Annotated in this window: 14 protein-coding genes; 10 read left to right on the top strand and 4 right to left on the bottom strand. The window is 59.9% G+C overall.

All coding sequences use genetic code 11. The features are described from left to right. Positions 1 to 63 precede the first annotated feature (63 nt). The 6 genes from adk (at position 64) to J2Y86_RS23680 (ending at position 4,451) form a co-directional block, all read left to right on the top strand. The gene (gene adk / locus J2Y86_RS23655; protein WP_218437095.1) at positions 64 to 711 is read left to right on the top strand and encodes an adenylate kinase; all 648 of its coding nucleotides are present in this window, start codon (positions 64 to 66) and stop codon (positions 709 to 711) included. Positions 712 to 798: 87 nt separating this feature from the next. Beyond that, on the top strand, positions 799 to 1,473 hold the full coding sequence (gene tsaB, locus J2Y86_RS23660) for a tRNA (adenosine(37)-N6)-threonylcarbamoyltransferase complex dimerization subunit type 1 TsaB (RefSeq protein ID WP_253437130.1): 675 nt from the start codon (positions 799 to 801) through the stop codon (positions 1,471 to 1,473). 259 nt (positions 1,474 to 1,732) lie between these two features. Further along, positions 1,733 to 2,038, top strand: a complete 306-nt coding sequence (locus tag J2Y86_RS23665; protein WP_150630839.1) for a hypothetical protein — start codon at positions 1,733 to 1,735, stop codon at positions 2,036 to 2,038. After that, positions 2,038 to 2,898, top strand: a complete 861-nt coding sequence (locus J2Y86_RS23670) for a DUF72 domain-containing protein (RefSeq protein ID WP_253437132.1) — start codon at positions 2,038 to 2,040, stop codon at positions 2,896 to 2,898. The genes J2Y86_RS23665 and J2Y86_RS23670 overlap by 1 nt, the downstream gene beginning before the upstream one ends. A gap of 33 nt (positions 2,899 to 2,931) precedes the next feature. Continuing rightward, positions 2,932 to 3,753: an isocitrate lyase/PEP mutase family protein gene (locus J2Y86_RS23675; protein ID WP_253437135.1), complete on the top strand. Its 822-nt coding sequence runs from the start codon at positions 2,932 to 2,934 to the stop codon at positions 3,751 to 3,753. A gap of 2 nt (positions 3,754 to 3,755) precedes the next feature. Next, positions 3,756 to 4,451 (top strand): extensin-like domain-containing protein, encoded by a 696-nt coding sequence (locus tag J2Y86_RS23680; protein ID WP_253437138.1) that lies wholly within the window; start codon positions 3,756 to 3,758, stop codon positions 4,449 to 4,451. Between the two features lie 17 nt (positions 4,452 to 4,468). Here J2Y86_RS23680 and J2Y86_RS23685 read toward each other — a convergent pair whose 3' ends face one another. Next, on the bottom strand, positions 4,469 to 5,089 hold the full coding sequence (locus J2Y86_RS23685) for an energy transducer TonB (RefSeq protein WP_253437141.1): 621 nt from the start codon (positions 5,087 to 5,089) through the stop codon (positions 4,469 to 4,471). Between the two features lie 93 nt (positions 5,090 to 5,182). On the opposite strand from J2Y86_RS23685, the gene J2Y86_RS23690 reads away from it, so the two are divergent. Continuing rightward, on the top strand, positions 5,183 to 5,965 hold the full coding sequence (locus J2Y86_RS23690; RefSeq protein ID WP_017336679.1) for a class I SAM-dependent methyltransferase: 783 nt from the start codon (positions 5,183 to 5,185) through the stop codon (positions 5,963 to 5,965). A 117-nt stretch (positions 5,966 to 6,082) separates the two neighbouring features. Here J2Y86_RS23690 and J2Y86_RS23695 read toward each other — a convergent pair whose 3' ends face one another. Continuing rightward, on the bottom strand, positions 6,083 to 6,727 hold the full coding sequence (locus tag J2Y86_RS23695) for a TetR/AcrR family transcriptional regulator (protein WP_253437144.1): 645 nt from the start codon (positions 6,725 to 6,727) through the stop codon (positions 6,083 to 6,085). A gap of 93 nt (positions 6,728 to 6,820) precedes the next feature. On the opposite strand from J2Y86_RS23695, the gene J2Y86_RS23700 reads away from it, so the two are divergent. The 3 genes from J2Y86_RS23700 (at position 6,821) to J2Y86_RS23710 (ending at position 12,519) form a co-directional block, all read left to right on the top strand. Next, positions 6,821 to 7,921, top strand: a complete 1,101-nt coding sequence (locus J2Y86_RS23700; RefSeq protein ID WP_253437147.1) for an efflux RND transporter periplasmic adaptor subunit — start codon at positions 6,821 to 6,823, stop codon at positions 7,919 to 7,921. A gap of 6 nt (positions 7,922 to 7,927) precedes the next feature. Next, positions 7,928 to 10,993 carry an efflux RND transporter permease subunit gene (locus tag J2Y86_RS23705; protein ID WP_253437150.1) on the top strand — a complete coding sequence of 1,022 codons (3,066 nt, stop codon included), beginning with the start codon at positions 7,928 to 7,930 and terminating at the stop codon, positions 10,991 to 10,993. Positions 10,994 to 11,172: 179 nt separating this feature from the next. Then, positions 11,173 to 12,519 carry a Fic family protein gene (locus tag J2Y86_RS23710; protein ID WP_253437153.1) on the top strand — a complete coding sequence of 449 codons (1,347 nt, stop codon included), beginning with the start codon at positions 11,173 to 11,175 and terminating at the stop codon, positions 12,517 to 12,519. 111 nt (positions 12,520 to 12,630) lie between these two features. On the opposite strand, the gene J2Y86_RS23715 is transcribed toward J2Y86_RS23710, so the two are convergent. Together J2Y86_RS23715 and J2Y86_RS23720 are read right to left on the bottom strand one after the other, a co-directional pair. Continuing rightward, the gene (locus J2Y86_RS23715; protein WP_017336683.1) at positions 12,631 to 13,320 is read right to left on the bottom strand and encodes a DUF4197 domain-containing protein; all 690 of its coding nucleotides are present in this window, start codon (positions 13,318 to 13,320) and stop codon (positions 12,631 to 12,633) included. Positions 13,321 to 13,360: 40 nt separating this feature from the next. Beyond that, positions 13,361 to 13,759: a YbaY family lipoprotein gene (locus tag J2Y86_RS23720; RefSeq protein ID WP_253437156.1), complete on the bottom strand. Its 399-nt coding sequence runs from the start codon at positions 13,757 to 13,759 to the stop codon at positions 13,361 to 13,363. Positions 13,760 to 13,797: the final 38 nt, after the last annotated feature.

The following is a 13,797-nucleotide window of genomic DNA, read 5'->3' on the forward strand; positions in this document are numbered from 1 at the left end:
TTTGAGATTGGCCCCACGAGGCGAATCCGTTGTTATCTATATAAAAAATTGAGGAGCACATCGATGCGCGTCATTCTGCTGGGAGCTCCCGGGGCCGGTAAAGGTACTCAGGCTAAGTTCATCACCGAAAAGTTCGGCATCCCGCAAATCTCCACCGGCGACATGCTGCGTGCCGCGGTCAAGGCCGGCACCGAGCTGGGCCTGATCGCCAAGAGCGTGATGGACAGCGGTGGCCTGGTTTCCGATGACCTGATCATCAATCTGGTCAAGGAACGCATCAGCCAGGCGGATTGCGCCAACGGCTTCTTGTTCGACGGTTTCCCGCGCACCATTCCCCAGGCTGAAGCCCTGGTGAAGGCCGGGGTCGAGCTGGATCACGTTGTGGAAATCGACGTCAAGGACGAAGACATCGTCCAGCGTATCGCCGGTCGTCGCGTTCACGAGGCCAGCGGTCGCGTGTACCACATCGTCTACAACCCGCCGAAAATCGCTGGCAAAGACGACATCACCGGTGAAGAGCTGGTACAGCGCAAAGACGATACCGAAGAAACCGTGCGTCATCGTCTCTCGGTCTATCACGCTCAAACCGAGCCTCTGGTGAAGTTCTACCAGGAGTTGTCCGCTGCTCAGGGCAAACCGAAATACAGCCACATCGAAGGTGTTGGCTCGGTTGAAGCGATCACCGGCAAGGTGCTCGAAGCGCTGAACTGATCACCGCTTGTTCTTCTACGGCCCGCTTGCGGGCCGTAGTTGTTTATACTGGCGCACTTTTTCTGACCCTCTCTTACGGAAACATCGATGAGCACCTTGCTGGCCCTGGACACCGCGACCGAAGCTTGCTCCGTTGCCTTGCTGCATGACGGCAAAGTCACGAGCCATTACGAGGTGATCCCGCGCCTGCATGCGCAGAAGCTGTTGCCGATGATCCAGCAATTGCTCGCCGATGCCGGGACGACCCTGCAAGCGGTCGATGCGATTGCCTTTGGCCGTGGGCCGGGCGCGTTCACCGGGGTGCGGATTGCCATTGGCGTGGTGCAAGGCCTGGCGTTTGCGCTGGATCGCCCGGTGTTGCCGGTGTCGAACCTTGCCGTGCTGGCGCAGCGGGCGTATCGCGAACATGGCGTGAGTCAGGTCGCGGCAGCCATCGATGCGCGCATGGATGAAGTGTACTGGGGTTGCTACCGTGAAACGGCGGGGGAGATGCGACTGGTCGGCAAAGAAGCCGTGTTGCCGCCGGAAGCGGCAGCGTTGCCTGCCGATGCCAGCGGCGACTGGTTTGGCGCGGGCACCGGTTGGGGTTATGCCGATCGCATTGCCGTCAGCCTGATGGGGCAGGATGCGGGTATGTTGCCCCACGCCGAAGACCTGCTGACCCTGGCGCAATTTGCCTGGGCACGCGGTGAAGCGATCGTGGCGGATGAGGCACAGCCGGTTTATCTGCGCGACAAGGTTGCGACCCCGAAAGCGCGTTAAATCAGCCAGCACCGAGTTGGCCCAATCGCTGGCGAGCCAGCTCCCACAGGATTCGTGTCGGAATCAAAAGGTGTGAGCAACGCAAAAACCTGTGGGAGCTGGCTTGCCAGCGATGGCGATCCAACAGATGTAACCAATCGTCGTTTTATCCCCCCGCTTTTAAACCTTTTCGCTTTTCTGTGTTCTAGTTATCACTCGGCGGTTTGCGAAGTGGGTTATGTGCCACTAGACTGCCATCATCGATACCGAGCATGACTTTATGCGTATAGACGGCCTTTCCTCTCAGTCCTACCCCATCAAGCGCAAGCCTCGCAAAGGGCATGTGGTTGAGGACGAATCCGTCGATATCGAGGGTGAGCTGGAATTTCCTTCGGAAGAGCAACTGGCCGCTCGCGCCGCCAAAGCCTCTGCGCAGCGCCTGAGCAATCTCCCCGCGCGTCAACAAGACATGATTTACCACCGCGCCATGAGCAAAAGCGTAGCGATGGCCCTGGCCAGCTACCTCAGCACGGCCGGTTTCGTCGATTGGGATTCGGATGTACTGGGCCTCGACCTGTACATCTGATGCAGCTGCCTTATTACCTCGGCTGCCCGTCCTGGAGTGAAAACGCCTGGCGCGATTACCTCTATCCGCAAGACGCGAAAACCTCCGACTTTCTTAATCTGTATTCTCAAGTATTCAATGCCGTGGAAGGCAATACGACCTTCTACGCGAGCCCGGCTGCCAGCACCGTGCAGCGCTGGGCCGAGACCATGCCCGAACATTTTCGCTTCACCGCCAAATTCCCCGGCGACATCAGCCACGGCGGTGACTTGCGCGAACAGCTGACCGCCACCGAAACGTTCCTGCAACTGCTCAGCCCCTTGGGTGAGCGAGTCTCGCCGCTATGGTTGCAGCTGTCGAAAAGCTTCACTCCCCAACGACTGCACGAGCTGGCGGGTTTTATCGACGCGGTGGACCGGCCTCTGGCCATCGAAGTGCGGCATGACGATTTCTTCGCCAAGGGTGATGCCGAGCGCTCGCTCAATCGTCTGCTGCTGGATCGCGGTGTCGAACGTATCTGCCTCGATCCGCGTGCGCTGTTCAGTTGCACCTCGACCGATCCTTCCGTACTCCACGCCCAATCGAAGAAACCCAGGGTTCCGCCCCGTCCGGCGGCGTTCACCCGGTTCCCGCAAGTGCGCTTCATTGGCCATCCGCAATTGGAAGCCAACGATCCGTTCCTGGTGCCCTGGGTCGAAAAAATCGCCCTGTGGATCGAAGAGGGCCGCACGCCGTATATCTTCCTGCACACCGCCGACAATCTGTTGGCCGCAAAACTGGCGCAACGTTTTCACGCAAAACTGATGCTGCGTTTGCCTGGCTTGCCGCCGCTGCCTGAGCTATACAGAGAGCCCGCCGCCGAGCAACTTGGCCTGCTCTGAGGCGGATTCCCTGCCTTTTTCAGGAGCCTGCCAATGGATGCGCAAACCCTTCGAGCCCAGGCGTTCAAAGCGCTGCATGAACGCGACGGGGCTTTTGTCATTCCCAACCCGTGGGACGCCGGCTCGGCGAAAATGCTCGCCAGCCTGGGCTTCGAGGCGCTGGCGACCACCAGTGCCGGTTATGCCTTCTCCAACGCACGCCCCGATGGCGCATTGACGCTGGACGATACGCTGGCGAACGTTCGGGCGATTGTCGCGGCTACCGATCTGCCGGTGGCGGTCGATCTGGAAAACGGTTTCGCCGACGATCCGGTCGAATGTGCGCAAAGCATTTTGCAAGCCGCCGCAGCAGGTGCCGTTGGCGGTTCGATCGAAGATGCCACGGGGCGTGCAGACGCGCCGATTTACTGCTTCGAGCATGCGGTGGCGCGTGTTGAAGCCGCCGTCGCAGCGGCTCGCAGTTTGCCGTTCCCCTTCACGCTGACGGCTCGGGCCGAGAACTTCCTGCATGGCAATCCCGATCTGGACGATACGATTCGCCGTTTGCAGGCTTTCGCCGAAGCGGGCGCCGACGTGTTGTACGCGCCGGGGCTGCGCAGCGCTGAGGACGTGTTGGCGGTGGTCCGCGCCGTGGCGCCCAAGCCGGTGAACGTGTTGATGTCCGGCGGGCTCAAACTGACGGTCGAGCAGTTGAGCGAAATGGGCGTCAAACGCATCAGCGTCGGTTCGGCGCTGGCCCTGGCGGCGTATGGCGAATTCTTCCGCGCGGCCCAAGAGATAAAGACCACGGGCACCTTCAACTTTACGTCGCGGTCGATGCCGTACGCGCAGGCCAACCAATTGTTCAAAGGCTGACAATGCGGTTTTTGCGGGTAATGCTGGTGTTGGTGCTGATGGTCGGCGTGGCGGGCGTGAGCGTCTGGCGTGGCTGGATTTCGCTGCCGCCGCAGTGGAACCCGTGGGCGCCGCTGGACGTGAAGGCCGAACCGAACCTGTTGACCCGCTACAAACTGATGCGGCTGCGCGATGATCCGCAACTGTGCGAGCAAGCCCTGAGCAGTTCCGGATTACGCGTCGCCCCTCAAGCCGACAGTCCTGACGCAAAGTGTCCGTTGAACGACACCTTGCGCGTGCAGGGCGGCGACGTCGCATTGAGCAGCAGCTTCCTCGCCAGTTGCCGCCTGGCGGTGTCGTTTGCCCTGTTCGAGCATCACGCGTTGCAGCCGGCGGCGCAGGCGGTCTATGGGCAAGCGGTCACCCGCGTCGACCATCTCGGCAGCTTTGCCTGTCGCAACGTCTACGGCCGTGAGAATGGCAGGCGCAGCCAGCATGCCACGGCCGATGCGCTGGATATCGCCGGTTTCCGCCTGGCGGACGGGCGTTCCATCAGTGTGCTCAAGGATTGGCCGAAGGATAATCAGGACGCGCGGTTTTTACGCCAGGTCCGCGACGGCGCCTGCGACGTGTTCAGTGTGGTGTTGAGTCCGGACTACAACGCCGCCCATCGCAATCATTTTCACGTGGATGTCGGGCCGTGGTGGGTCTGTCGCTGAGGGCTTGCTATTGAAGGTCAGGCGGCGATGCGCAGGTTCTGCAGAACGATCGGGCGCGCCCAGCCGATGTCGAAATCAAAGTTCTTCTGTTGCTCGGCAAGTTCTTCGGGCGGGAACGGCGGGAAGGGCTTGTCCAGCAGGTCCATTTCGAATTCGGCGATCGGCAGGTGCAGTGGGCGCGGTTGCGGTGCAGCGCCTGGCACAGGCAGCGCCTGGCCATTGGTCAGCACGATCGGGCGAACCCAGCCGCTTTCGAAGTCCTGCTGTTTCTGCTGAGCGACGATTTCTTCTGCCGGGAACGGTGGGAACGGCTTGTCGGCCAGTTCCATTTCGAATTCGGCAATCGGCAGGAAAAGCGGCTCGGGTGGCTTGACCTCGGTTTCCTTCACGTCGCATTCACGCTGGGAAACGATGTGCGCCAGTAGCTCACTGCCAATCGTAGGTTCGACCGGGCTCTCGAGATCGACCGCTGGGAAATCGAGAGAAGCCGGCACCACATCGCCCGACTGATCGGCCAGGGCCTGGGCAAAAAAATCCTGCCACAGGTGACTGACGCCGCTCAGTGCTTGGGAGTTTCGCAGGCCAAAATCGCCGTGGGGCGAGATGTAACCTATCGATGTGGGTTGAATGGCTGACATTTTTCTCGGTCGACGCTCAGCTCTGGCAAAATGCTCGTTAGTTTTGTTATCGGCCGTTTTTGCCGATCATTAATTTTTTGAGCGTGTTTTCCCATGATTGAGCAACCGGCGGCTTGCCGCATCCATGTCGAGGCCCTGGGCACGGCTTTTCAGCCACAGGCCGAGCAATGGGCTGAACGCCTGGGCCTGCCTTTGCAGGTCACTGATGGCGAGTTTGCCTTGCAGGTGGGCGAGCAGGGTTTGCAGTTGCAGCAGCTGGGGCCGGACGCGCCGGGGCCGGTGCGGGTAGACTTCGTCGAGGGTGGCGCGGCTCATCGCCGGTTGTTCGGCGGTGGCACCGGTCAGATGATCGCCAAGGCTGTTGGCATTGCGCAGGGCGTGCGCCCGCGGGTGCTGGATGCCACGGCGGGGCTGGGCAAAGATGCGTTCGTGCTGGCGAGCCTGGGCTGCGAGATGAGCCTGATCGAACGCCAGCCGTTGATCGGCGCGTTGCTTGAGGATGGTTTGGCCCGCGGCGCGGAAGATTTCGACGTGGCGTCGATTGTGGCGCGCATGCGTTTGCTCAAGGGCAACTCGATCGAGGTCATGCGCAACTGGGAGGGCGAGCCGCCGCAGGTGATCTACCTCGATCCGATGTTTCCCCACCGTGAGAAAACCGCGCTGGTGAAGAAGGAAATGCGCCTGTTCCGGCCGTTGGTGGGGGATGACCCGGATGCACCCGCGTTGCTGGAGGCCGCGCTGGCCTTGGCCAGCCATCGAGTGGTGGTGAAGCGTCCGCGCAAGGCGCCGTGCATTGCGGGGCCGAAGCCGAGCCATGCGCTGGACGGGAAATCCAGTCGGTATGATATTTATCCGAAGAAGGCGCTGAAGCCTTAAGACCGCGTCGCCTGCTTCGCGAGCAAGCCCGCTCCCACATTTGATCTCCATACGACGCAGATCCAATGTGGGAGCGGGCTTGCTCGCGAAGGGGCCAGACCGGACAACCAATAATTATCAGACTGTCTCTGGCCGATAAGCCCGCATAAACAACCCCACCACTTCCCGCACATGTTCCTCGGCCGCATCCCCGGTCAACGGCTCACCACAGCCATACAGCAAGCGAAAATTCCCCGCGCCCTTGAGCAGGCAAAAGAAGTGCTCCGCCGCGTTACGGGGCTTGTCGATGCTCAACGCGCCGCTCTGATCCACCTTGTTCAGCAACCGCTCCATGCCATGCAGCATGCGCTCCGGTCCGGCCTCGAAGAAGATTTGCGAGAGCTTCGGGTCCTGGCTCCCCAGTGTCATCATCAACCGGTGCAGGTTCACCGATTCATCGCTGTTGATCAGGTGATGAAAGCCACGCGCGATGTTCAACAGCACCGTTTCCACTGAGATGCCGTCGGGCAATTCGAAAAACAGCGTAGGCAATTGCTCTTCGCACTTGGCCACCACGGCGGCGGAGAACAGGGTCTCCTTGTCGTTGAAATGGCTGTAGACGGTCAGCTTCGACACGCCAGCTTCCGCCGCAACGGCGTCCATGCTGGTGCTCGCATAACCATTGCTCAGAAACAGGATTTTCGCCGCGTCGAGGATGGCCTGGCGCTTGGCCAGATCTTTGGGGCGACCTGGACCATTGGGTGCTGAAAGATTGTTCGGCATATTCGCTTTTAATACTGGACTGGTGAGTTTGCTATTAATAACATACTGGTCAGTATAATTATTCCAAGCACCATTAGCGAAAGGTCCTTCACCATGTTCCGCTATGCCTTGCCCCTCGCATTGCCAGTCAGTCTGGCGTTTTTATTGTCTGCGTGTGGTCACGAAGAGGCGCCGCAAGTCACTGTTCGCCCGGCCATGGTCGTGCAGCCAGAGCCTTCGGCTCAGGCGATGGAAAGCTACCCCGGTGAAGTCCGTGCTCGCTACGAGCCGGACCTGGCCTTTCGCATTGGTGGCAAAGTCAGCCGACGACTGGTCGAAGAAGGGCAGCGGGTCAAGGCCGACCAGCCTTTGGCGGAACTCGATCCCCAGGACGTGCGCCTGCAACTGGAAGCCACCCGCGCCCAGGTAGCGGCTGCCGAAGCCAATCTCAATCTCGTACGCGCCGAGCGCGATCGCTACAAGACCCTGATGGACCGTCAGATGGTCAGCCGTTCCCAGTACGACAATTCCGAAAACCTCTACAGATCCGGTGAAGCGCGCCTGAAGCAGATCAAGGCCGAATTCAACGTCTCTACCAACCAGGCCAGCTACGCGGTGCTGCGTGCGCCTCAGGACGGTGTCGTGGCCAAGCGGGCGGTGGAAGTCGGGCAAGTCGTCGCCGCCGGTCAAACCGTATTCACCCTCGCCACCGATGGCGAGCGCGAAGTGTTGATCAGCCTGCCGGAGCAGAGCTTCGGTCGTTTCAAGGTCGGTCAGCCGGTGTCGGTGGAGCTCTGGACGCAACCCGATCAAAAGTTCGCCGGGCGCATCCGTGAGCTGTCACCCGCCGCCGATCCCAAGTCCCGCACCTTCGCCGCCCGCATTGCGTTCACGGCCGGCAAAGTCCCGGCCGAACTCGGCCAGAGCGCCCGGGTATTCATCCAGACCGCCGATGTTGTGTCGCTGTCGGTGCCGCTGTCGGCCCTTACCGCCGAAAACGGCGCCACCTACGTGTGGGTCCTTGGCGCCAACAACACCCTGAAAAAAGCCCCGGTCCGGGTCGGTGCATTCGGCGAGAAAACCGTGCCGGTGCTCGAAGGCCTGAACGCCAGCGACTGGGTGGTAGCCGCGGGTGTCCATGTGCTGCATGACGGACAGCAAGTGCGCCCGGTGGATCGCTCCAACCGCGTGGTCAATCTGGCGGACAAGGAGTAATCCCCGATGGGTTTCAATCTTTCCGAATGGGCGCTGCGTAATCGCCAGATCGTACTGTTCCTGATGCTGTTGCTGGCGATTGTCGGCGCGCTTTCCTACACAAAGCTCGGCCAGAGCGAAGACCCGCCGTTCACCTTCAAGGCCATGGTGATCCGCACCAACTGGCCGGGGGCGACCGCCGAGGAAGTGTCGCGCCAGGTCAGCGAACGTATTGAAAAGAAACTGATGGAAACCGGCGAGTACGAGCGCATTGTCTCGTTCTCCCGACCGGGTGAGTCCCAGGTGACGTTCGTCGCGCGTGACTCCATGCACTCGGTGGAGATTCCGGATCTCTGGTATCAGGTGCGCAAGAAGATCAGCGACATTCGTCATACCTTGCCACCGGGTATTCAGGGGCCTTTTTTCAACGACGAATTCGGCACCACGTTCGGCAATATCTATGCGCTGACCGGCGACGGTTTTGATTACGCAGTGCTCAAGGACTACGCCGACCGTATCCAGATTCAGCTGCAACGGGTCAAGGATGTGGGCAAGGTCGACTTGCTCGGGTTGCAGGACGAGAAGATCTGGATCGAACTCTCCAACGTCAAGCTCGCCACCCTCGGCTTGCCGTTGGCCGCGGTGCAGCAGGCGCTTGAAGAGCAGAACGCGATGTCCACGGCTGGCTTCTTCGAAACCACCAGCGAGCGATTGCAACTACGGGTTTCGGGGAATTTTCAGACGGTCGAAGAGATCAAGAACTTCCCTATCCGTGTCGGTGATCGTACGTTCCGCATCTCCGATGTCGCGAACGTTCGTCGCGGTTTCAACGATCCACCGGCGCCACGCATGCGCTTCATGGCGGAAGACGCCATCGGCCTGGCCGTGGCGATGAAGGACGGTGGCGACATTCTGGTGCTGGGCAAGGCGCTGGAAGTCGAGTTCGCCCGAATCCAGAAAAATCTCCCGGCGGGCATGCAGCTGCGCAAGGTGTCCGATCAACCCGCTGCGGTGAAAACCGGAGTCGGTGAGTTTGTACAAGTGCTGGTGGAAGCCTTGGCCATCGTTCTGTTGGTGAGCTTCTTTTCCCTCGGTGTGCGCACCGGCATGGTGGTGGCGCTGGCGATTCCGCTGGTGCTGGCGATGACCTTCGCCTGCATGTATTACCTCGGCATCGGCCTGCACAAGATTTCCCTCGGTGCGCTGGTGCTGGCGCTGGGCTTGCTGGTGGACGACGCGATCATCGCCGTGGAAATGATGGCGATCAAAATGGAGCAGGGCTTCGACCGGATCAAGGCGGCCAGTTACGCCTGGACCAGCACCGCGTTCCCGATGCTCACCGGCACGCTGATCACGGCCGCGGGTTTCCTGCCTATTGCCACCGCGCAATCGGGCACCGGCGAATACACGCGTTCGATCTTTCAGGTGGTGACCATCGCGTTGTTGGCATCCTGGATTGCCGCCGTGGTTTTCGTGCCGTATCTGGGGGAAAAACTCCTACCGGATCTGGCGAAGATTCATGCGGCGAAACACGGCACCGGCCAACCGGATCCTTACGCCACACCGTTCTATGAGCGTGTCAGACGTCTGGTGGAATGGTGCGTGCGGTGGCGCAAGACGGTGATCGCGCTGACGGTGGTGTTGTTCATTGCCTCCATCGTGTTGTTCCGTTTTGTGCCGCAACAATTCTTCCCGGCCTCGGGGCGGCTGGAATTGATGGTCGATCTGAAACTCGCCGAAGGCGCTTCGCTGAGCAACACGGCCGACGAGGTTAAACGACTTGAAGGTTTGCTGAAGGATCACGCCGGCATCGACAATTACGTAGCGTACGTCGGCACCGGTTCACCGCGCTTCTACCTGCCGCTGGATCAGCAATTGCCGGCGGCGAGCTTCGCCCAGTTTGTCGTCCTGGCCAAGACCATCGAGGACCGCGAGACCCTGCGGACCTGGCTGATCGAAACGCTCAACGAACAGTTTCCAGCCCTGCGTTCGCGGGTGACGCGTCTGGAAAATGGCCCGCCGGTCGGCTACCCGGTGCAGTTCCGGGTCACCGGCGAGCACATCGAGGAAGTCCGTGCCCTGGCCCGCAAAGTGGCGGCCAAGGTTCGCGAAAATCCCCACGTGGTCAACGTCCATCTGGACTGGGAAGAACCGAGCAAAGTCGTTTATCTGAACGTCGATCAGGATCGCGCGCGAGCCTTGGGCGTGAGCACGGCGAATCTATCGAAGTTCCTGCAGAGCTCGCTGACCGGTTCGAGTGTCAGCCAGTATCGCGAAGACAACGAGTTGATCGAAATCCTCCTGCGCGGCACGTTGCATGAGCGCACCGAACTGTCGTTGCTGCCAAGCCTGGCGGTGCCGACCGACAACGGTCGCAGCGTGGCGCTGTCGCAAATCGCGACGCTGGAATACGGCTTTGAAGAAGGCATCATCTGGCACCGCAACCGCTTGCCGAATGTGACGATTCGCGCTGACATCTACGGCAAGGAACAACCGGCGACGCTGGTGCAGCAGATCATGCCGACGCTCGATCCGATTCGCGCCGAACTGCCTGATGGCTACTTGCTGGAAGTCGGCGGCACCGTGGAGGACTCGGCCCGTGGGCAGAACTCGGTGAAGGCCGGCGTGCCGCTGTTCATCGTGGTGGTGCTGACGTTGCTGATGCTGCAACTGCGCAGTTTCTCACGCACGGTGATGGTGTTTCTGACAGCGCCATTGGGATTGATCGGCGTGACCCTGTTCCTGATGGTGTTCCGCCAGCCGTTTGGTTTTGTGGCCATGCTCGGGACCATCGCGCTGTCCGGGATGATCATGCGTAACTCGGTGATTCTGGTGGACCAGATCGAGCAGGACATCGCCGCCGGGCTCAAACCCTGGCAGGCGATCATCGAGGCCACGGTGCGTCGTTTCCGGCCGATCGTGCTGACCGCGCTCGCCGCCGTATTAGCGATGATCCCGCTGTCACGCAGCGTGTTTTTCGGGCCGATGGCGGTGGCAATCATGGGTGGGTTGATCGTGGCGACGGCGTTGACGCTGCTGTTTTTGCCGGCGTTGTATGCGGCGTGGTTCCGCATAAAAAACGAAACGACCTGACCCATGTAGGAGCGAGGCTTGCCCGCGAAAGCATCACCTCGGTCGATCAGTCAAAGCGAGGTGATGCTTTCGCGGGCAAGCCTCGCTCCTACATCTATTTCAGAAACCTCTGATATTGAGTCAGAGGGACCTGAATGCTGTACTCAAGCCTCGGTTTCATGAGGTTTTGAGACAGCAAAATGAAAAAGCCACCGAGGCTGAAGGGTCGGACCGATCCGGTGTTCGACCTGTTGGGGAAGTCTCCCCACAAAGAGCGCCTGTCGGATTACCTCGCCCTCCTTAAGCCGCTGGATGATCAAGGGCGCTATCGACCGTTCAACGAGTTGCGCCACCGCTGGGCACCGGGGCTGGATTCGAGCCTGTGCTGGGCGCTGGTAAAGAAAGCCCGAACTGCGCAGTACTCAAGCCTTTTGCCTTTGGGCGAGCCACTTCAGTGGGGCAACTTTGTGCTTACACCGCTAGCGCAGAAAGCCATCTCCGCCGTCGATCGACAAGCGACGACGGCCGCGCTGGAGTTCATGACCAGCCAGATCGGCGAGCATGCGCACTTCAGTTATCTGCTCAACGATCTGATCGAAGACGAAGCGATCAGCAGCAGTCAACTCGAAGGCGCGGCGACGACTACGCGGGTGGCCAAGGACATGCTCAAGCGCAAACGCCTGCCGCGCACGCCGGACGAGCGAATGGTGATTGGCAATTACAAAATGATGAACTTCGCCTGGGAAAAGCGTTATGAACCCCTGAGCGTCGACCTGATTTCAGCCATGCACCGGGTGGGCGTCGAAGGCATCGATGATGCGCAATATTCGCCGGGGCAGTTCAGGGACAACGATGACGTGGTGGTGCAGGACGGCGAGGGCAACACCGTGCACACGCCGCCGCCCGCAGCAGGGCTGGTGTCACGGTTGCGAGTGTTGTCGACGAGGATCAACCAGCCTCACAACGATCCCGAACAACCGGAGTACCTTCATCCTCTGATCAAAGGCATCGCCCTGCATTTTGCGCTGGGCTACGAGCACCCCTTTCGCGATGGCAATGGCCGGGTCGCGCGGGCGCTGTTCTACTGGTTCATGTTCAAGAATGACTTCTCGGCGTTTCGCTACATTGCGATCAGCATTCTGTTACGCAACGCGCCGGTGAAATACGGGCGGTCTTACTTGAACACAGAAACGGATGACCTCGATCTGACGTATTTCATCGACTTTCAGTGTGCGGTCATCCTGCGGGCTGTTAGCGGTTTTACCGAGGCTTATCGGAAAAGTCTGGCGTACGCCGACAGCTTTGATCGCTGGTTGCTGGAGTCCGGTTTTTTTGAGCGATTGACCGAGAAGCAAAGGGCGGTATTCCAGGTGGCCAAGAGCGGAATGGCCAAGGAATTCACGGCGGTCAATGTGAAGGAAAATCTGGATTGCTCTTACAACACCGCGTCGGCCACTTTGAATGGGCTGGTCACGTTGAAGGTGTTCGAGAAGCGCAAGATGGGACGTGAGTGGGTCTTTTTCCTGCGATCTGGATCAACGACGTGATCCATTGTGGGAGCGGGCTTGCTCGCGAAAACGGTGTGTCAGTCAAGGTTGATATCGACTGACACACCGCTTTCGCGAGCAAGCCCGCTCCCACAGGTTTTGCGCTGAAGCTTAAAGCGTACCAAACACCTTTTTCGCCAGACTGGTCGCCGCCGCAGCAGGATTCTGGCGAATTGTTTCTTCCTGTTTGCCGATCATCTCGAACAAGCCGTTCAGTGCCTGTTCGGTGACGTAGCTTTCGATGTTGGCATTTTTTGTATCGATCACGCCCATGGTCGCGGCTTGCCCGGCGAACGAGTTGTACTGCTTGGCCAGGCCCACCTGGTCGGTGGCTTGCTTGACGATTGGCAGGAACTTGGCGCGGATCTGTTCGCGGCTGGTTTTGTTCAGGTATTGGGTCGCAGAATCATTGCCGCCGCTGAGGATGCCCTTGGCGTCTTCAACGGACATTTTTTTCACCGCGTCCACGAGGATCGGTTGGGCCTGGGTCACGGCGGTTTCCGCCGCTTTGTTCATGCTGGTTTCCAGTTGATCGACCTGGTCGCCCATGCCGAACTGCTTCATCTTGCTGGCGACCTTGCCCAGCTTGCCCGGAAGTTCGATCTTCACGTCCGGGTTGTTGCTGAACCCGCCCGGTGTCCCGAGTTGTTTCACGGCCAGTTGCGCGCCTTGGGTCAGGGCATCCTTGAGGCCGCCGGTGGCGTCTTTTTGCGACAGGTCACTGAGCGACAATGCCATCGCGCTGGCGGAAATCATCAAGCCTGCACACAGGCCGGCGAAGCGAAGGGTAGGGCGGAACATGGCGGCTTCCTTGTTCATAAAAAATGTTCAAAAAATAAAATCAACGGGCGGCGTCTACACGGATTTTCAGTGGCTGCGGATCGCTGCCATCGAGTTGCACGGCGTGGTGTTCGGTAGTGATGAACATCAGTTGGCCATTCACTTCGATACGCGCGCTGACTGAGTAACGATGGCCGGGTTTGACCTGTGCCGGATCGTAACTCAGATGGAATGGCAGTGGCACCTGGCCTTTGACGGGGCCTTTCTGTTCGTCGAGCACAATGGCGGGGGCGTCGGCCAGAGACACGTCCTGCAAGCTGACGCTCAGGGTGGCGGTCGGGGGCAGGGCGATGCGTTGCAGGTAGAAGACTTCGCCATCGAGGCTGGTTTTGGCGGCAGGTTGCATCGACTGACAGGCTCCGAGCAAAGCGGTCATGGCCAATAGAGAGAGTTTTTTCATTGGATATCTCCGAATGTGGGAGCGGGCTTGCTCGCGAA

Origin of the sequence: Pseudomonas migulae (assembly GCF_024169315.1) — a bacterium.
GTDB lineage: Bacteria > Pseudomonadota > Gammaproteobacteria > Pseudomonadales > Pseudomonadaceae > Aquipseudomonas > Aquipseudomonas migulae_B.

Coding starts and splice junctions, on each gene's coding strand:
- adk (WP_218437095.1), top strand. CDS start 64: ATGCGCGTCATTCTGCTGGGAGCTCCCGGGGCCGGTAAAGGTACTCAG.
- tsaB (WP_253437130.1), top strand. CDS start 799: ATGAGCACCTTGCTGGCCCTGGACACCGCGACCGAAGCTTGCTCCGTT.
- J2Y86_RS23665 (WP_150630839.1), top strand. CDS start 1,733: ATGCGTATAGACGGCCTTTCCTCTCAGTCCTACCCCATCAAGCGCAAG.
- J2Y86_RS23670 (WP_253437132.1), top strand. CDS start 2,038: ATGCAGCTGCCTTATTACCTCGGCTGCCCGTCCTGGAGTGAAAACGCC.
- J2Y86_RS23675 (WP_253437135.1), top strand. CDS start 2,932: ATGGATGCGCAAACCCTTCGAGCCCAGGCGTTCAAAGCGCTGCATGAA.
- J2Y86_RS23680 (WP_253437138.1), top strand. CDS start 3,756: ATGCGGTTTTTGCGGGTAATGCTGGTGTTGGTGCTGATGGTCGGCGTG.
- J2Y86_RS23685 (WP_253437141.1), bottom strand. CDS start 5,089: ATGTCAGCCATTCAACCCACATCGATAGGTTACATCTCGCCCCACGGC.
- J2Y86_RS23690 (WP_017336679.1), top strand. CDS start 5,183: ATGATTGAGCAACCGGCGGCTTGCCGCATCCATGTCGAGGCCCTGGGC.
- J2Y86_RS23695 (WP_253437144.1), bottom strand. CDS start 6,727: ATGCCGAACAATCTTTCAGCACCCAATGGTCCAGGTCGCCCCAAAGAT.
- J2Y86_RS23700 (WP_253437147.1), top strand. CDS start 6,821: ATGTTCCGCTATGCCTTGCCCCTCGCATTGCCAGTCAGTCTGGCGTTT.
- J2Y86_RS23705 (WP_253437150.1), top strand. CDS start 7,928: ATGGGTTTCAATCTTTCCGAATGGGCGCTGCGTAATCGCCAGATCGTA.
- J2Y86_RS23710 (WP_253437153.1), top strand. CDS start 11,173: ATGAAAAAGCCACCGAGGCTGAAGGGTCGGACCGATCCGGTGTTCGAC.
- J2Y86_RS23715 (WP_017336683.1), bottom strand. CDS start 13,320: ATGTTCCGCCCTACCCTTCGCTTCGCCGGCCTGTGTGCAGGCTTGATG.
- J2Y86_RS23720 (WP_253437156.1), bottom strand. CDS start 13,759: ATGAAAAAACTCTCTCTATTGGCCATGACCGCTTTGCTCGGAGCCTGT.